This window comes from Pandoraea oxalativorans, assembly GCF_000972785.3.
GTDB classification, from domain to species: domain Bacteria; phylum Pseudomonadota; class Gammaproteobacteria; order Burkholderiales; family Burkholderiaceae; genus Pandoraea; species Pandoraea oxalativorans.
Map to the genome: position 1 here is coordinate 1,973,975 of NZ_CP011253.3, position 15,211 is coordinate 1,989,185.

The following is a 15,211-nucleotide window of genomic DNA, read 5'->3' on the forward strand; positions in this document are numbered from 1 at the left end:
AATGCAATCGCTACCGCTTCTGAGTCTGGCCATCTGGCTGCCCATCATCTCGGGGATCGTTGTCCTCGCGGTGGGTAACGACCGCAATCCGGGCGGCGCACGCGCGCTGTCGCTCATCGGCTCGCTGCTGAGCTTCCTGGCCACGCTGCCGCTGATCTCGAACTTCGACGCCAAGGCCTCTTCGTTCCAGTTCGTCGAGAAATCGAGCTGGATCGAACGCTTCCACATCAACTACTTCCTCGGCATCGACGGCATCTCGCTGTGGCTTGTCGTGCTGACCGCCCTCATCACGGTGATCGTGGTGATCGCGGGCTGGGAAGTGATCACCGAACGCGTGGCGCAGTACATGGCCGCGTTCCTGATCCTCTCCGGTCTGATGATCGGCGTGTTCTCGGCACAGGACGGCCTGCTGTTCTACGTGTTCTTCGAGGCTACGCTGATCCCGATGTATCTGATCATCGGTGTCTGGGGTGGTCCGAACCGCGTGTACGCCGCGTTCAAGTTCTTCCTGTACACGCTGCTCGGCTCGCTGCTGATGCTGGTCGCGCTGATCTATCTGTACAACGCGACGGGTTCGTTCACGCTGACCGACTGGTACGCCGCGAAGCTGCCGATGAACGTGCAGATATTGCTGTTCGTGGCCTTCTTCATGGCCTTCGCCGTGAAGGTGCCGATGTGGCCGGTGCACACCTGGCTGCCGGACGCCCACGTGGAAGCGCCGACGGGTGGCTCGGTCGTGCTGGCCGCCATCATGCTGAAGCTCGGCGCGTACGGTTTCCTGCGCTTCTCGCTGCCGATCGCACCGGACGCCAGTCACTACCTGTCGGGCTTCATGGTCGCGCTTGCGCTGATCGCCATCGTCTACATCGGCCTCGTGGCCCTGGTGCAGACGGATATGAAGAAACTGGTGGCTTACTCGTCGATCGCTCACATGGGCTTCGCGATCCTCGGCTTCTTCATGTTCAGCGAAATCGGCATGCAGGGCGCGATGGTGCAGATGATCTCGCACGGTTTCGTGTCGGGCGCCATGTTCCTGTGTATCGGTGTGCTGTATGACCGCATGCACTCGCGCAACATCGCCGACTACGGCGGTGTCGTGAACACGATGCCGAAGTTCGCCGCGTTCCTGATGCTGTTCGCCATGGCCAACAGCGGTCTGCCGGCAACGTCGGGCTTCGTGGGTGAGTTCCTGGTGATTCTGGGCGCTGTGAAGCTGAACTTCTGGGTGGGCCTGCTGGCTGCCACCTCGCTGATCACCGGCGCGGCTTACTCGCTGTGGATGTACAAGCGCGTGATTTTCGGCGCCATCGCCAACGATCATGTGCGCGAGCTGGTCGACATCAACAAGCGCGAGTTCTTCATGCTCGCAGTGCTGGCGGCGCTCACGTTGTTCATGGGTATCTATCCGAAGCCTTTTACGGACCTGATGCATACCTCCGTGGTTAACCTCCTCGCCCACGTGGCGCAGACCAAGCTGCCGTAATCGGGGAGGACATCTAGATCATGCAAAACATTAATCTGCTGCCTGCGCTGCCGGAAGCCATCCTGCTGCTCATGATCCTCGTGATCATGATGTGCGACGCGTTCTTCGGCCAGACGCGCAAGCTCAACTACGTGCTGGCGCTCATCACGTCGGCTGTCGTGTCGGTGCTGTGGGCTTGCAACGCCGCCGACCCGGCGTCGCATTACCTGTTCGGCAATGTGTTCGTCGCCGACCCGATGTCGAACCTGCTCAAGGCCTTCGGTGGTCTGGCCACGTTCGTCACGTTCGTCTACGGCCAGAAGTATCTGGAAGCCCGCGGTCTTGCCCGAGGCGACTTCTACGTCCTCAGCCTGTTCTCGCTGCTGGGCTTGTCGGTGATGATCTCGGGCAACAGCTTCCTGACGCTGTATCTGGGTCTGGAACTGATGTCGCTGTCGCTGTATGCGCTCGCTGCCGTGTGGCGCGATTCGACGAACGCGACCGAGTCGGCCATGAAGTACTACGTGCTGGGCGCGCTGGCTTCGGGTTTCCTGCTGTACGGGATGTCGATGATGTACGGCGCGACGGGCTCGCTCGAACTCGCCAAGGTCTTCGAAGTGATCGCTTCGGGCGCCGTGAACAAGATCGTGCTGGTGTTCGGCGTGGTCTTCGTGGTCGCGGGTCTGGCGTTCAAGCTGGGTGCTGCGCCGTTCCACATGTGGGTGCCGGACGTCTATCAGGGCGCACCGACCCCGGTCACGCTGCTCATCGGCGGCGCACCGAAGCTGGGTGCCTTCGCGCTGCTGCTGCGCTTGCTGGTGGAAGGCATGCTGCCGCTGGCGATCGACTGGCAGCAGATGCTGATCATCCTGGCGGTACTCTCTCTGGTGATCGGTAACCTGACGGCTATCGTGCAGACCAACGTCAAGCGTCTGCTGGCGTACTCGACGATCTCGCACATGGGCTTCGTGCTGCTGGGCATGCTCTCGGGCGTGGTGGGCGGCAAGATCGACGGCATCGCCGACGCGTACGGTTCGTCGCTGTTCTACAGCGTGATCTATCTGCTCACGACGCTGGGTACGTTCGGTATCGTGCTGCTGCTCTCGCGTAAGGGCTTCGAAGCCGAGAACCTCTCGGATCTGAAGGGCCTGAATCAGCGCAGCCCGTGGTTTGCCTTCGTCATGCTGATGTTGATGTTCTCGCTGGCTGGCATTCCGCCGCTGGCAGGCTTCTACGCCAAGCTGGCCGTGCTGCAGGCCGTCGTGAACGCCGGTATGGTGTGGCTGGCAGTGGTCGCGGTGATCGCGTCGCTGATTGGTGCGTTCTACTACCTGCGTGTCGTGAAGCTGATGTACTTCGACAAAGCCGACGACACCCATGCGCTTGAAGGCAGCGGTACGATGCGCTTCGTGCTGTCGATCAACGGTCTGGCCATGCTGTATCTCGGCCTGATGCCGGGTTCGTTGATGGACTGGTGCCTGCGTACGATCAAGCTGACGCTGGCGAGCTGATTCGTCAGACACGACGGAATAGGGAAACGCACAGGGCAGATCGGCACGATCTGCCCTGTCGTTTGACAGAGATAGCAAGGCGAGCAGGGGAGACGAACGATGGGGATGTCCGCAGGCGGTACGCTAGTCATTCTGCTGGCCGTGCTGGGCGCGAACCTGCCGTTCGTGAACCAGCGCTTGTTTGGGATTCTCGGACGCAAGTCGGCGGTCAAGCCGCTGTGGCTTCGACTGATCGAGATGGTGGTGGCGTACTTGGTCGTGGGTGCGCTGGGTTACCTGATCGAGGCCGGCATCGGTAACGTGTTCGCGCAGGGCTGGGAGTTCTATGCCGTGACGGCGAGCCTGTTTGTCGTGTTTGCGTTTCCGGGCTTCGTCTACCGGTATTTGTGGCGCCATCGACCGGCGGCCGCCGCGTGAGATGGATGCTTTGCAAGACGCCGCCCCCGAGGCGGCGTTTTGTATTCAGGGTTTGCCAATTTTCAGCCGTGGAGGGCTTATGACCCAACAGCAAGACGACCAGCACCTGATTGAGACCGGCATCGAGAGCGATACCGTCTACGAAGGCGCGTTCCTCACCATCAAGCGCGATCGCGTGCGTCTGCCCGACGGCAAGACGGCGATTCGCGAGTACACGACTCATCCGGGGGCGGTGATGGTGATCCCGTTGTTCGAAGACGGTCAGGTACTCATGGAGCGCCAGTATCGCTATCCCCTGAAGCGCGTGATGACGGAGTTGCCCGCGGGTAAGCTCGACGAGGCCGAGGGCGGTCTGGTGTGCGGTCAGCGCGAATTGCTGGAAGAAACAGGCTATCGCGCCGAGCGCTGGGATTACCTGACCCGCATTCACCCGGTGATTTCGTATTCGACGGAGTTCATCGATATCTGGCTGGCACGCGATCTGACGAAGGGCGAGCAGAAGCTGGACGAAGGCGAGTTTCTGGACGTTTTCAAGATGCCCGCGACGGACTTGCTTCAATGGGTGCGCGAAGGGCGCGTCACGGACGTGAAATCGATTATCGGCGCGTTTTGGCTGGAAAAGATATTATCGGGAGTCTGGCAGCCCGGCGAACGTACGCCGTTGCGCTGATTCGCCGTCTTACGGTCATTATTCGATCCCGGTCCCGTCAATGTCATCGAACGGCGGGGCGGGGACACATCCGTTGCATCATGAAGGTTTTTGATCTGCGTTGTGCCCATGAGCACACCTTCGAGGGCTGGTTCGGCTCGGAGGACGATTACCTCTCGCAGCAGTCCGGAGGGCTGGTGGCGTGCCCGGTCTGTGGCGACACGGCGGTCGTGCGCATGCCGTCCGCGCCGCGTTTGAATCTGTCGGGAACGACGTCGCGCGCTGAGACCTCGGCGGTGCAGCCGGGTGGCGCGCCGGTGCGTGCCGATGCGCCGCCTCCGGAAGTTGCGCAAGCCCAGCGTCAATTGCAGACGTTGTGGATGAAGGCCGTGCGCCACGTCATTGCGAATACGGAAGACGTCGGCAATCGATTCGCCGAGGAAGCGCGCAAGATTCACTATCAGGAAGCCCCGGAGCGCAATATTCGCGGCACGACGTCGCGAGAAGAAGCCGAGGCGCTTGCCGACGAAGGTATCGACATCATGTCGTTGCCGCTGCCTGACGGCGTCAAGGAAACCCTCCAGTAGCGGTTCGCCGGGGGGCGTTGTGGCGGCCCTCGCTTGCCTTGACTTCACCCCCACGTCGAAATCGCCATCTCGGCCACCTTCGTTCCCCCTACGTCGACCCGGGCGAGTCTTTCCGCGTCCACTCGCTTGAGGACGAACTGCATCTCGCCCACGCCGTCGAACGCCCCGTATTGACGCGCCAGATCGCCTCTCTGCATCAACGCCCCGAAAGCCTTGAGCGCGTCGCCCGTCGAGCGAAATTCGGCAACGCCAAAATTCGGATCGTAGACGATGGTGCCGGCACGCTCGACCACGATGGACATGGCATGACGCCGCGTAGTGACGAGATACGTCGCACAGGCAGGGCCGTCGGCGATCGCTTGTTCCAGCCTGACGAGGTCGAACAGTCCGAGATGCGTCTCCGCAGCGCTGGCCTCCACGCTGGAATGCAGTCGTATGAGCTTCTCCCGAAGCGAAAGCGCGTGAGGCGATTGCGGCCTTTGAACGGCATTTTCTATCGTCCTGATGAACGACGTGATGTCCCCCCGATGTTGCGCGACCGCCATCATGCGCACCAGCGGCAAGCAGAATCCGGTACGTCCATCGCCGTTGCTTGCCGTATAGGCCATTTGTGGCAGGGGTCGAAATTCTCCGGAGGCGGCACGAATATCTCCTGCAATGCGCTGAGCGTTGAGCGCAGCGCGCTCCATGGCCTCGACACGCATGGCTTCTTCGATACGGCGCGAGAGAATGCCGAGCAGTCGGGGGTCGCTGGTCGCGGGATCGACGAAATCCAGCTTGAGCAGTTCCGACGGGCGCGCTTCCGGGGGGCGATTCAACGGACTCCGCTCTGCTTCGCTTCGTCCCGCCCGAAAGGCTTCCCGATGGGGGGCCGACGCCGCATGATGCTGCGCCGAAAGCTTCGAGCGGTATTCGAGATCGAGGAAATTCAGGCTCACGTCGTCATGGAACACGGTTGCACTCACTGCGCCGTCGGGTGTGGAGGGCGCGCTCAGATCTCTGAGAATCCAGTCGTAATTCGCGGTTTGCGAGATCGAGGGGCCGGGCGAGCCGGGCCTGCCATGATCGATCACGTTCCAGGACCTGCGGTCGGGAAAATAGTCGACATTGAAATAATGCTCCCCGGAACGCACCACCATGCCTTGTTCGCCGCGATATAGGTTGGGCATCAATTGATGCAGCCGTTGCGCTGACCCGGACACCAGAAACGGTCGCAACTGCGCGCGCACCGCAGCGGCGGCATCCATATACCAGCCGATGGGCAGCCCGGCCCCCCCGGAAAGCATGGCGTTCCAGCCCGCACGTCGAGTCGGTGCGTCGCCGAAGGCAACGGCGGTAGTGCCTATCGCGAAGGTAATCGCAGAGAGCATGCCGGAAGTCGCGCCGATACCCGGCAACGCGCCCCCGAAGACGGACGCAACGCCAAATACAAAGTTGGTGGCGGCAAGCGTGTCGAGCAACGGTGCGATGACACTACCGGCTGGCCTCGGAGCCCGGGGATGCGTTTCTTCCTTCATGCGCGCCCGGAACGCATCGAGGTATGCGGCGAAGGGGTCGCCGGAAATAGGCGATGTCGAGAATGACAAGGCGGGGAAGATGCCTCTGCCAGGCGCTGGCGCACCGATGAGGCCGGTGCGAATCGCGGTTTCGCGATCGGCTTCGGAGAACGCGCTCACCAGCCGTTCGCGGGCATTCGAATCTCTGATTTGTTCGGTAAGCCAACTGTGCAACGCCGAAGGCCGGGCAAACGCGATCAGATGATCCGACAGCACGCGAGGGGCATAAACGAGCATCCAGCCGGTGCCGACATCTTCGAAGATTTGAATGTCCGATTTCGCGCCACCGATGTGCAGCCACGACATGCGAATACCGGGGTCCGGAATCGACGGCATGTGCATCGGTTCGAGATCCAGCGAATATAGGCTGGCGCATCCGGCGACGCGTCGCGCGATGTCCACCGCTGCGGGCGGCAGGCGACTTTCCTGCTGTTGTACGAATGCCTCGATGATGAAGGCACCCTTGAGCGACACATACATATTCTGCGAGTGATCTTGCCAGAAGGTATCGAAGACCTCGGTTTGCCGATCGATGAATGACTTCGCGTCGATGGCGTTAAGCAAATCTGCCGGTGTCAGGTTCGGAATCGTCAGTTCGCGTGCGTCGACGGGGTTTGCATCGTTCGAGAAGATCGCCCGGGTGCCCGGTGAGAGCGCTTCGGTTTTTGCGCCGCTGACCCGGTTCGCCAGGTATTGCGTCAGCGACGACGATTCGATGGGGGTCTCCGGGCCGTTCCAGTCGATCGTCGGAAATTCGAGCGTGGAACTCACACGCTGCCGGTAGACATGGAGGTAAGTTCGCGGCGTCAAGACCGTGCGACCGCTCAAGGTGCTGATCAGTGCGGTCATGTAATCCTCGGTCGCGCGCGATAGATCGGGCAAGGCTGCGGCGACACAGACCCGCAGTCGGCCCACCCGGTGAGCCGCTCCGATAGCGCCACGGTCGAGTTGCAGACGCCGTTCGCGGGGGAGCGCGTCGGGGGGGAAGCCGGAGGGAAAGCCTGTGTTGCCGGGCGCAGCTTCCCGCATTCCCGTGTCGAAGTCGGTGGTATTCGCACCGGCCAGCCATGTTGTCCAGACGGCACTTCGCCGCCCGTCGAGCAGCGCGCTGCCACCGTCGTTGAAGTCGTGGCGAATGACCCTGAAGCTCGCGCTCAGTGCGAGACGGATCACATCGCCCCGGGCGGCGGGAAGCATCACCCGGCACGGGGTGTCGCCGAAGCACCCGGGCTGCATATCGAGGGGAATCCGACCGACCAGTTCGCGGTAGATGACGGAGCCTTCTCCTCGGGCCAGATCCCGTTCGAGACTCTGTTCCGATTCGTACTCCCTCAGCGGAAAACCACTTCCCAGTACGGCGACAAGTATCCTTCCCGGGTGACGTGTCATCCTTGCGGGATACTCTGAAATGGCAAATGCACCCGCAGGCCTGACGTGGCCTCTGCCGGGTACGTCGATGACGATCTCGTGTCCTTTGACATTGCCGATGTCGGCGTCGGGGTGTGATCGACGATGCGCGGCGTCGGGTGCGTACGCGACGATCTGTGCCAGAACGAGACCATCGCCGGAGATGCGTCCGGCGTTGTACGCGATGGCCGCCTGCTGATCGAGTGCGCTCAACGCCCGGTCGTACAGCGCCTCGATGTCAGTGGCGTCGGCGGGAGGGACTTCCAACTCACGCAGATGGCGAAGCCAGCGCTGTCTGCAAGCGTCGATCGTCGTCTCGAAAGCCGGGACAGTCATCCCCCTGACCTCGTCCTGGGGGACATAGTGACTCTCCTGCGTGCGGTTATGCACATAAATGCCGTAGGCGAGCGGGGTCTCCCTGATGTGGTTCTGCCGTGTCGCAAATTGGCGTGCGGCGTCGCGAAGCGTCAACGATTCGATCAGGCCGCTGCGCGCGAGGGTCTCCGGCGGCAGTCCCATTTTCTTCGGGCGTCCGAAGTATTTGAATCGATTCAGGTAGAGGCGATCGGGATCTTGCGTGATGCCGACGCTGGCGAGCGCCGAGATCAGTTCGCGGTCGACGAATTGCCGCAAATTCAAAACTGGCGAGATTGCGTCGATCAAGGCTTCGCGGGTCCGGGCGCGATTTTCCTGTGCATCGGCGAGGGAAACGATGCGTCGCATTGCGGCCGAATTGTCCAGCGGGGACTGTTTCGGCGTTTGCATTTGGCCGGGATGACCTGACGCATGACGCGCTGGAGGTGCACCGTCCGGCGCGGGACGCAGCGCGTTCGGGGACGCGGTCGATACCGCTGCGCTTGCCGTGGCCGGGAAGCGCAGCGGATCGTAACCCGGCATGGCGTTCGTCAGACGCTCCGCGCCCTCGGAGATCACGCGCAAACAGGCGTCGACCGCTTCGCCGATGGCTTCCCGAAATAAGGGGCGCCCGCTGTCGTCGGGCAGGACGCGGCCAGGTGCGGGCAACTGGCCTGCGATGCCGATTTCACTCAGGATGCATGAGGCACTTGCGTAGGCGTAAAGCAAGCCGGTCAACGTGCCGATGGCGCCGCGTCTGTCGAAGCGGAGCGCTGGCGTCGCACAACTCACCTTGTGCGCCAGTTCGCGCGCGCGTTGTTCGTAATCGGCCTCACGGAGGTTCGGATCGAATCCGCTGCCCGCCATGCGCAACCATTGGAACGTGTCTGTGACGTTCTGCGTCCAGCTCTTGCCGCAGACCGCCATTTGGATAGGCTCGGATTGGCCATCGCGCGCGGTGGCCCGCGTCATCGACCGCCGAATGTCTCGCAGATTCGAGGGCGACGTCACACGCAGGCAGGTCGCATCCAGAGATTCGGCGGGATGCCGTCGCGCCAACGCGCTCTCCCAGGAGATCAGGATGCCGTGCGCCAGATCGGGCGAGGCATCGAGCGCGTCGGCCAGCACCTCGATACCGCTGTCCAGAAACTGCGCGATCTCGGCAAGCGGGACGTTGCCGAGAAACCATCGAAGGCTCGTGCGCAGCGCCGGATGGTCTTCGCAGATTTGCGTCATCCTGTCGGCCCAGTACGGCGCATCGGAAGGCAGCGACGCGGTGAGCAGCGTTTGCAGCGTGGGTGGCCGATCCGGGGGAAACGCCGCCGCAGTGACGGTACGATGCGCGTGTTCCGTTGCGGGCCAGCGTGAGATCGGCGTGAGCGGAAACTGAGTCGAGCGGATCATTTTTCGACGGCTCCTGCTTGTGAGAGGGAGATTCCGGCGCACGGGGGAGGCCTGCGAGCGCTGAGGGCACTGGCGTTTATGGTGAGTGCGCCAATAGCGCAGGGACTTTCAGATATCGCTTGTCGATTGCGGGGGGCTTTGGGGGGAGGTGCGGCGCGCAAAGTCTGCCAGCGAGAGCGTCGTGCGGTCATGCATAATGTCCCTCACGCGCAGCGATTTTCAGCGCCAGTCGCATCACCGGATGCATCACAGGAACGGCCGGAATTGCTCGAATCCACTCGGACTATGCGTATAGCGGGAGGTTGGCATGGCAACGCTTGAGTACTACTTTGAGGACTTCGCAGTCGGTGACACCTTCGACCTTGGCGAATACACATTCACTGCCGACGAGATCGTCCAGTTCGCGCGTCAGTTCGACCCGCAGCCCTTTCACGTCGACGAAGCCGCAGGACGCGAATCGCACTTCGGCGGGTTGGTCGCCAGCGGTTGGCATACGTGCAGCATCATGATGCGGATGAATGTCGACAAGTTGCTGTCGCGCTCGTCCAGCATGGGTTCGCCGGGCGTGGAGCAGATCGAATGGCTCAAGCCGGTGCGTCCCGGCGACACGGTGACGGTCACGAGCAGCACGCTCGAAGTGCGCGCGTCGAAGAGCCGTCCGGATCGCGGTGTCGTGCGCCAGCTGTGGACCGCAACGAATCAGCATGGCGAAGAAGTGTGCCGTTTTCGGGGGACCGGCCTGTATCGCAAACGCGTGGTCTGAGCGCATATTTACCGGATCCTCGCCATCGAGCCGACCAGGCATCCGGTCGCCGATGCATCCGACGGGACGCACGAAGAGATGTCACTCACCAGAGAGTGACGGGGACGAAGAGCCTCATGATGGGATCGATATGACGTGGCGGGCGTGACGAAGCTACGATGTCACCCCCCTCGCACTTAAGCGTCGCGCCGGCCAGGCGCACAACTCGTCAATGCGACAAATCGCTCACCGATGCCGCCGGTGCGTCTCGCTTGACCTGGGTAATCCCGTCTTCCATCTGCTCGGCGGTCGAGAACATCTGGCTTTGGCCGATGATCTCGCCGTTGCGCGCCTTGAGCACGAAGTAGGGGCGCCCGGAAGTCGACGTTTTGCGCTCGAATCGGTGATCCTCAGCGGAATTCTTGCGAACGGATTCGATGCCGTTTTGCGCAGACGCTCGCGCCTTGTACGTCTCGGAGGAAAGGATGGTATGCCCGCTGTCGCCCAGCAGATGAAAGTGGAATTCACCGTTGGGGCTGCGCTTGAGTTCGAACTTGCCTGACATTTGTGGATCTCCCGGATCTTCCAATGGCCAGCGGCGAGGGACTGCGAACTGCAAGTGACGGCGGCAGAGCGCCGCGTCGAAGAATGCGCCTAGATTAGCACCGCCAGCGCTTTGGCGAAACCGCACTTTGTTTCGAAGTGTAAACCACCTTGAGTGACAGCCCGTCGAACGGCCCGGGACGCCGCCGTTCGACGGTCACACCGCGCTCAGCGGCGGGTGTATTGCGTCGCGCCGAAGAGCATTTCGCGCGCTTTGTCGTCCTGAAGCGGCTTGCGGGCGTCGGCGAGCACCTTGATGCCGCGTTGCACCGCCGGGCGCGCTTCAATGGCTTCGAACCACTTCTGCACGTTCGGGAAGTCCGACAGCTCCACGCCCTGATTCTTCCACGAGCGCAGCCACGGCCAGATGGCGATGTCCGCCACGGTGTACATGTCGCCCGCGACGTACGGATGATCGCCAAGACGCTTGTCGAGCACGCCGTACAGACGTCGCGCCTCGTTGGTGTAGCGCTTGATCGCATAGTCGATCTTCTCGGGCGCATAGATCCGGAAGTGGTGCGCCTGACCGAGCATCGGCCCCACGCCACCCATCTGGAACATCAGCCATTCGAGCGTTTCGTATTTGCCGCGCACGTCTTCCGGCAGGAAACGGCCGGTCTTGCCCGCGAGGTACAGCAGGATTGCGCCGGACTCGAACAGGGAGATCGGCTTGCCGTCCGGGCCGTCCTCGTCGACGATGGCCGGGATCTTGTTGTTTGGCGAGATGGCGAGAAATGTGTCCTTGAACTGATCGCCCGCACCGATATCGACGGCGTGTGCGTGATAAGCCAGCCCGCATTCTTCGAGCATGATGTGGACTTTGTGGCCGTTGGGCGTGGCCCAGGAGTAGACCTGAATCAATTGCGGCTCCTCAGGGAGGCGTCGAGCGAGCGACGCCGGCGGATCACGTCGTGCGTGGGTCGCTCAGGCGGCCCCGGAGGCACGGTGATGGCGCAAATGGCAAAGGGGCCGGGAGGGCGGCATCGTCCTCCCGGGGAAAACTGCCGGGAAATTACACCACAGAACGTTTTTCCCTGCCGGACGCCCGGTCGGCGGGGTCTGGCAGGCCCCGCCCGTTGCAACCGGGCGGTCACTCTCACTCGGGCGCGACGTCTGGATACTTCGCCAGTTCCAGCTTTGCGATGGCGTTGCGATGGACTTCGTCGGGACCGTCTGCGAAACGCAGGGTGCGGGCGCTGGCGTACGCGTACGCCAGCGGAAAATCGCCGGAAAGCCCCGCCGCCCCGTGGGCCTGAATCGCCCAGTCGATGACCTGACACGCCATGTTCGGTGCGACGACCTTGATCATCGCGATTTCTGCGCGCGCGGCCTTGTTGCCGACGGTGTCCATCATGTAGGCCGCCTTGAGCGTGAGCAGACGTGCCTGTTCGATCAGACACCGCGCCTCGCCGATGCGCTCGCGCGTGACGCCCTGCGTCGCGATCGGTTTGCCGAATGCCACGCGCGAAAGCGTGCGCTGACACATCAGCGACAGGGCACGCTCCGCCAGTCCGATGAGTCGCATGCAGTGGTGGATGCGGCCCGGACCGAGCCGTCCCTGTGCGATCTCGAAGCCGCGCCCTTCGCCGAGCAGCAGACTGCTTGCGGGCACGCGCACGTCGTCGAGCACGATCTCCATGTGGCCGTGTGGCGCGTCGTCGTAACCGAAGACCGTGAGCGGACGCACGCGCGAGACACCTCTCGCGTCGGCCGGAATCAGGATCATCGACTGCTGGGCGTGTTTCGGGGCGTCCGGGTCGGTCTTGCCCATCACGATGTAGAGCGCGCAGCGTGGATCGCCCGCCCCCGTCGACCACCACTTGCGACCACTGACGACATAGTCGTCACCGTCGCGACGGATACGGCACTGCACGTTGGTGGCGTCGCTCGATGCGACGTCCGGCTCCGTCATCAGAAACGCCGAACGGATCTCGCCGCGCAGCAGCGGTTCGAGCCATTGCGCCTTCTGGGCGTCGGTGGCGTAGCGCTCAAGCGTCTCCATGTTGCCGGTGTCGGGCGCATTGCAGTTGAAGACCTCCGGGGCCCACGGCACCTGTCCCATGATCTCGCATAGCGGCGCGTACTCGACGTTGGTCAGGCCTGCACCGCGACCGGAGTTGGGCAGAAACAGGTTCCACAGTCCGGCTTGCTGCGCGAGCGGCTTGAGACGTTCGATGACTTGCGAGGGCTGCCACGCGTCGCCATTGCGGCGGGCGATCTCGATCTCCTCGAGATAACGCTGCTCGTTCGGAAAGATGTGCTCGTCGAAGAACGCTGAAAGACGCGAGCGCAACGCGTCGACTTTCGGGCTGTAGCTGAAGTTCATGAGGTCTCCGTGCGGTGACTGTCTGCTGCATCGGGGCGGGTCGGCGCGTAGTCAGGCATCACGCGGGCGCGTCGCGTTCATTGCACGCTGCGCATACGTCCAGGCGAGTTCGGCCACCGGGCGAGCACGTTTGCCTGCGTCCAGCGCCTGTTGGCTCGCGGCCGTGCCGTCGCTCACACGCTTCATGATCCCTTGCAGAATCGCGGCGATGCGGAACATGTTGTACGCCAGATAGAAGTGCCATTGCGCAGGCGGAACGGTGCCCGTGCGCTCGCTGTATCGACGAATGTAGACGTCTTCACTCGGAATGCCGAGTGCCGTCCAGTCGAGTCCGGCGATGCCGCGGAACACGCCCGGACTGACGTGCCACGCCATGCAGTGATAGGCGAAGTCCGCAATCGGGTCGCCGAGCGTCGACAATTCCCAGTCGAGCACGGCGAGCACGCGCGGCTCGCTTGGATGGAAGATCAGGTTGTCGAGACGGAAGTCGCCGTGGACGATGGTGGTGCGCTCGGGTGCGTGCGGCGTGCCGACCGGCAGATGGGCGGGCAGCCACTCGATGAGCCGGTCCATCGCCTCGATGGGTTCCGTCTCCGACGCACGGTACTGTTTGCTCCAGCGTGCGATCTGACGCGCGATGTAGTCCCCCGGCTTGCCAAACGATGTGAGACCGGCGGCGCGGTAATCGACACGATGCAGCGCTGCGACGACGCGATTCATTTCGTCGTAGATCTCGCCGCGCTGCGTCGCCGTCATGCCCGGTAACGACGGGTCCCAGAGCACCCGCCCATCCACGAAATCCATGACGTAGAACGCCAGCCCGATCACGTTTTCGTCCTCGCATAGGCCCCGCATGCGGGCCACAGGGACGTCGGTGCTGGCGAGCGCGTCCATCACGCGGTATTCGCGTTCGATGGCGTGCGCAGAGGGGAGAAGCTTCGCCGCCGGGGCCGGTTTGGTGCGCAGCACGTAAGCGGCCGAGGGCGTGGTGAGACGGTAGGTCGGATTGGACTGGCCGCCGTTGAACTGCGTGAGCGTCAGCGGCCCGGAGAAGCCGTCGACGTTGGCGGTCAGCCAGCGTTCCAGCGCGGCGGTGTCGAACGGCGCACGACTGCCCAGCGCCCGTTCGCCTGCAAATGCGGAAAAGTCCTGTACAAGCTCCTCGGCCATGCTGTCTCCTGCATTTCCGGTGCTGCGTTGATCGAGACTGATTCTTGGGTTCGGCGTTTGCTGTTGTACGGCGGCGCGCTATGAAACAGGAGGGGCCGGGGCGGTCCCGGCCCGCAATGACGACGACGCGTGCCGTTCAGCCGCGCTGCCGCGTACGGACGAACGAGGCGAAAATCTTCTCCATGACCGTGAGCCGGTTATCGCGATGCAGCGGCTGTGGCGGGGCGAAATTCATGAGGCGCACCACCCAGTCCTGCGGCTTGTCGCCGACGTCGAGCGCATTGATGCACGCAGGCGTCTGGGCGAGCTGGCCGAGGAAGAGGCGTCCCAGCGGATGCAGGGCATGCGACAGAATCGCGCGATTCACGCCACCGTGCAACACCAGCAGCACCGTGTCCCACGACCTATCGGCGCGCAGTTCCGCGAGCGGCGGCACGACCCGATCGAGCAGTTCGCGCACCGATTCGCCGTTCATGAAGCGTGTGTCTTCCGGCACAAGACCGTCGAACGCGGCGAGAAACGCTTGTGCCAGTTCGGCGGGGGGCAGGTCGGAGATCTTGCCCGCACGGATTTCCTGCCAGCACGGCCACGTCTCGATGGCGACGTCCTGTCCGGTTTCTGCGAGCACACGCTCGGCGGTCTCGCGCGTGCGCGGCAGGCCGGTCACGATGACCCGGTCGAAGCGAATGTTCTCGGCGGCGAAGGCGCGTCCGGCGGCGCTGGCCTGCGTGCGTCCCAGTTCGTTGAGCGGGACGGTGTCGGCATCGATCGGGTGGCCGCTGTCGTCGAAATACGTGACATCGCCGTGACGCATCAGATAGATGCGCCGACGTGCCGACGGCGTGAAGGTCAACGGGCCGGTCTGGGTACCGAGTTGGCCGAGTGAACTCATGCGAGGAATCTCCTGAACGAATGCGGGCAGCGGGCTAGCAGGCCAGCGAGACTTGATGGCCAGATGCTGCGCCAAGGCATAAAGAGAGGGCGCACGCCGGTGGTTCGGGTACGCCCTCTGCGGGTACGCGT

12 protein-coding genes are annotated in these 15,211 nt (G+C 63.0%); 6 read left to right on the forward strand and 6 right to left on the reverse strand.

Annotated features, from left to right (window positions below; all coding sequences use genetic code 11):
• The first annotated feature begins 1 nt into the window (after position 1).
• The 5 genes from MB84_RS08935 (at position 2) to MB84_RS08955 (ending at position 4,626) form a co-directional block, all read left to right on the forward strand.
• Positions 2–1,483, forward strand: a complete 1,482-nt coding sequence (locus MB84_RS08935) for an NADH-quinone oxidoreductase subunit M (protein ID WP_046291529.1) — start codon at positions 2–4, stop codon at positions 1,481–1,483.
• A gap of 20 nt (positions 1,484–1,503) precedes the next feature.
• Positions 1,504–2,973 carry an NADH-quinone oxidoreductase subunit NuoN gene (gene nuoN, locus MB84_RS08940; RefSeq protein ID WP_084009680.1) on the forward strand — a complete coding sequence of 490 codons (1,470 nt, stop codon included), beginning with the start codon at positions 1,504–1,506 and terminating at the stop codon, positions 2,971–2,973.
• Positions 2,974–3,078: 105 nt separating this feature from the next.
• Positions 3,079–3,390 (forward strand): DUF2818 family protein, encoded by a 312-nt coding sequence (locus tag MB84_RS08945; protein WP_046291530.1) that lies wholly within the window; start codon positions 3,079–3,081, stop codon positions 3,388–3,390.
• A 79-nt stretch (positions 3,391–3,469) separates the two neighbouring features.
• The gene (locus tag MB84_RS08950; RefSeq protein WP_046291531.1) at positions 3,470–4,060 is read left to right on the forward strand and encodes an NUDIX domain-containing protein; all 591 of its coding nucleotides are present in this window, start codon (positions 3,470–3,472) and stop codon (positions 4,058–4,060) included.
• An 80-nt stretch (positions 4,061–4,140) separates the two neighbouring features.
• The gene (locus MB84_RS08955) at positions 4,141–4,626 is read left to right on the forward strand and encodes a DUF1178 family protein (protein WP_046291532.1); all 486 of its coding nucleotides are present in this window, start codon (positions 4,141–4,143) and stop codon (positions 4,624–4,626) included.
• A 44-nt stretch (positions 4,627–4,670) separates the two neighbouring features.
• Here MB84_RS08955 and MB84_RS08960 read toward each other — a convergent pair whose 3' ends face one another.
• A complete protein-coding gene (locus tag MB84_RS08960) occupies positions 4,671–9,347 on the reverse strand; it encodes a dermonecrotic toxin domain-containing protein (protein WP_046291533.1) in 4,677 nt (1,558 codons plus the stop codon).
• Positions 9,348–9,654: 307 nt separating this feature from the next.
• On the opposite strand from MB84_RS08960, the gene MB84_RS08965 reads away from it, so the two are divergent.
• Positions 9,655–10,110 carry a MaoC family dehydratase gene (locus tag MB84_RS08965; protein ID WP_046291534.1) on the forward strand — a complete coding sequence of 152 codons (456 nt, stop codon included), beginning with the start codon at positions 9,655–9,657 and terminating at the stop codon, positions 10,108–10,110.
• A gap of 208 nt (positions 10,111–10,318) precedes the next feature.
• On the opposite strand, the gene MB84_RS08970 is transcribed toward MB84_RS08965, so the two are convergent.
• The 5 genes from MB84_RS08970 to MB84_RS08990 form a co-directional block, all read right to left on the reverse strand.
• Positions 10,319–10,654, reverse strand: coding sequence for a YegP family protein (locus tag MB84_RS08970; protein ID WP_039399211.1), 336 nt, complete (start codon positions 10,652–10,654; stop codon positions 10,319–10,321).
• 206 nt (positions 10,655–10,860) lie between these two features.
• Positions 10,861–11,553 carry a glutathione binding-like protein gene (locus tag MB84_RS08975; protein WP_046291535.1) on the reverse strand — a complete coding sequence of 231 codons (693 nt, stop codon included), beginning with the start codon at positions 11,551–11,553 and terminating at the stop codon, positions 10,861–10,863.
• A gap of 235 nt (positions 11,554–11,788) precedes the next feature.
• Positions 11,789–13,018: an acyl-CoA dehydrogenase family protein gene (locus tag MB84_RS08980; RefSeq protein ID WP_046291536.1), complete on the reverse strand. Its 1,230-nt coding sequence runs from the start codon at positions 13,016–13,018 to the stop codon at positions 11,789–11,791.
• Positions 13,019–13,069: 51 nt separating this feature from the next.
• A complete protein-coding gene (locus MB84_RS08985) occupies positions 13,070–14,188 on the reverse strand; it encodes a phosphotransferase family protein (RefSeq protein WP_046291537.1) in 1,119 nt (372 codons plus the stop codon).
• A gap of 136 nt (positions 14,189–14,324) precedes the next feature.
• Entirely contained in the window at positions 14,325–15,041 is a 717-nt protein-coding gene (locus tag MB84_RS08990; protein WP_425415906.1) for a histidine phosphatase family protein, read from the reverse strand.
• Positions 15,042–15,211 lie beyond the last annotated feature (170 nt).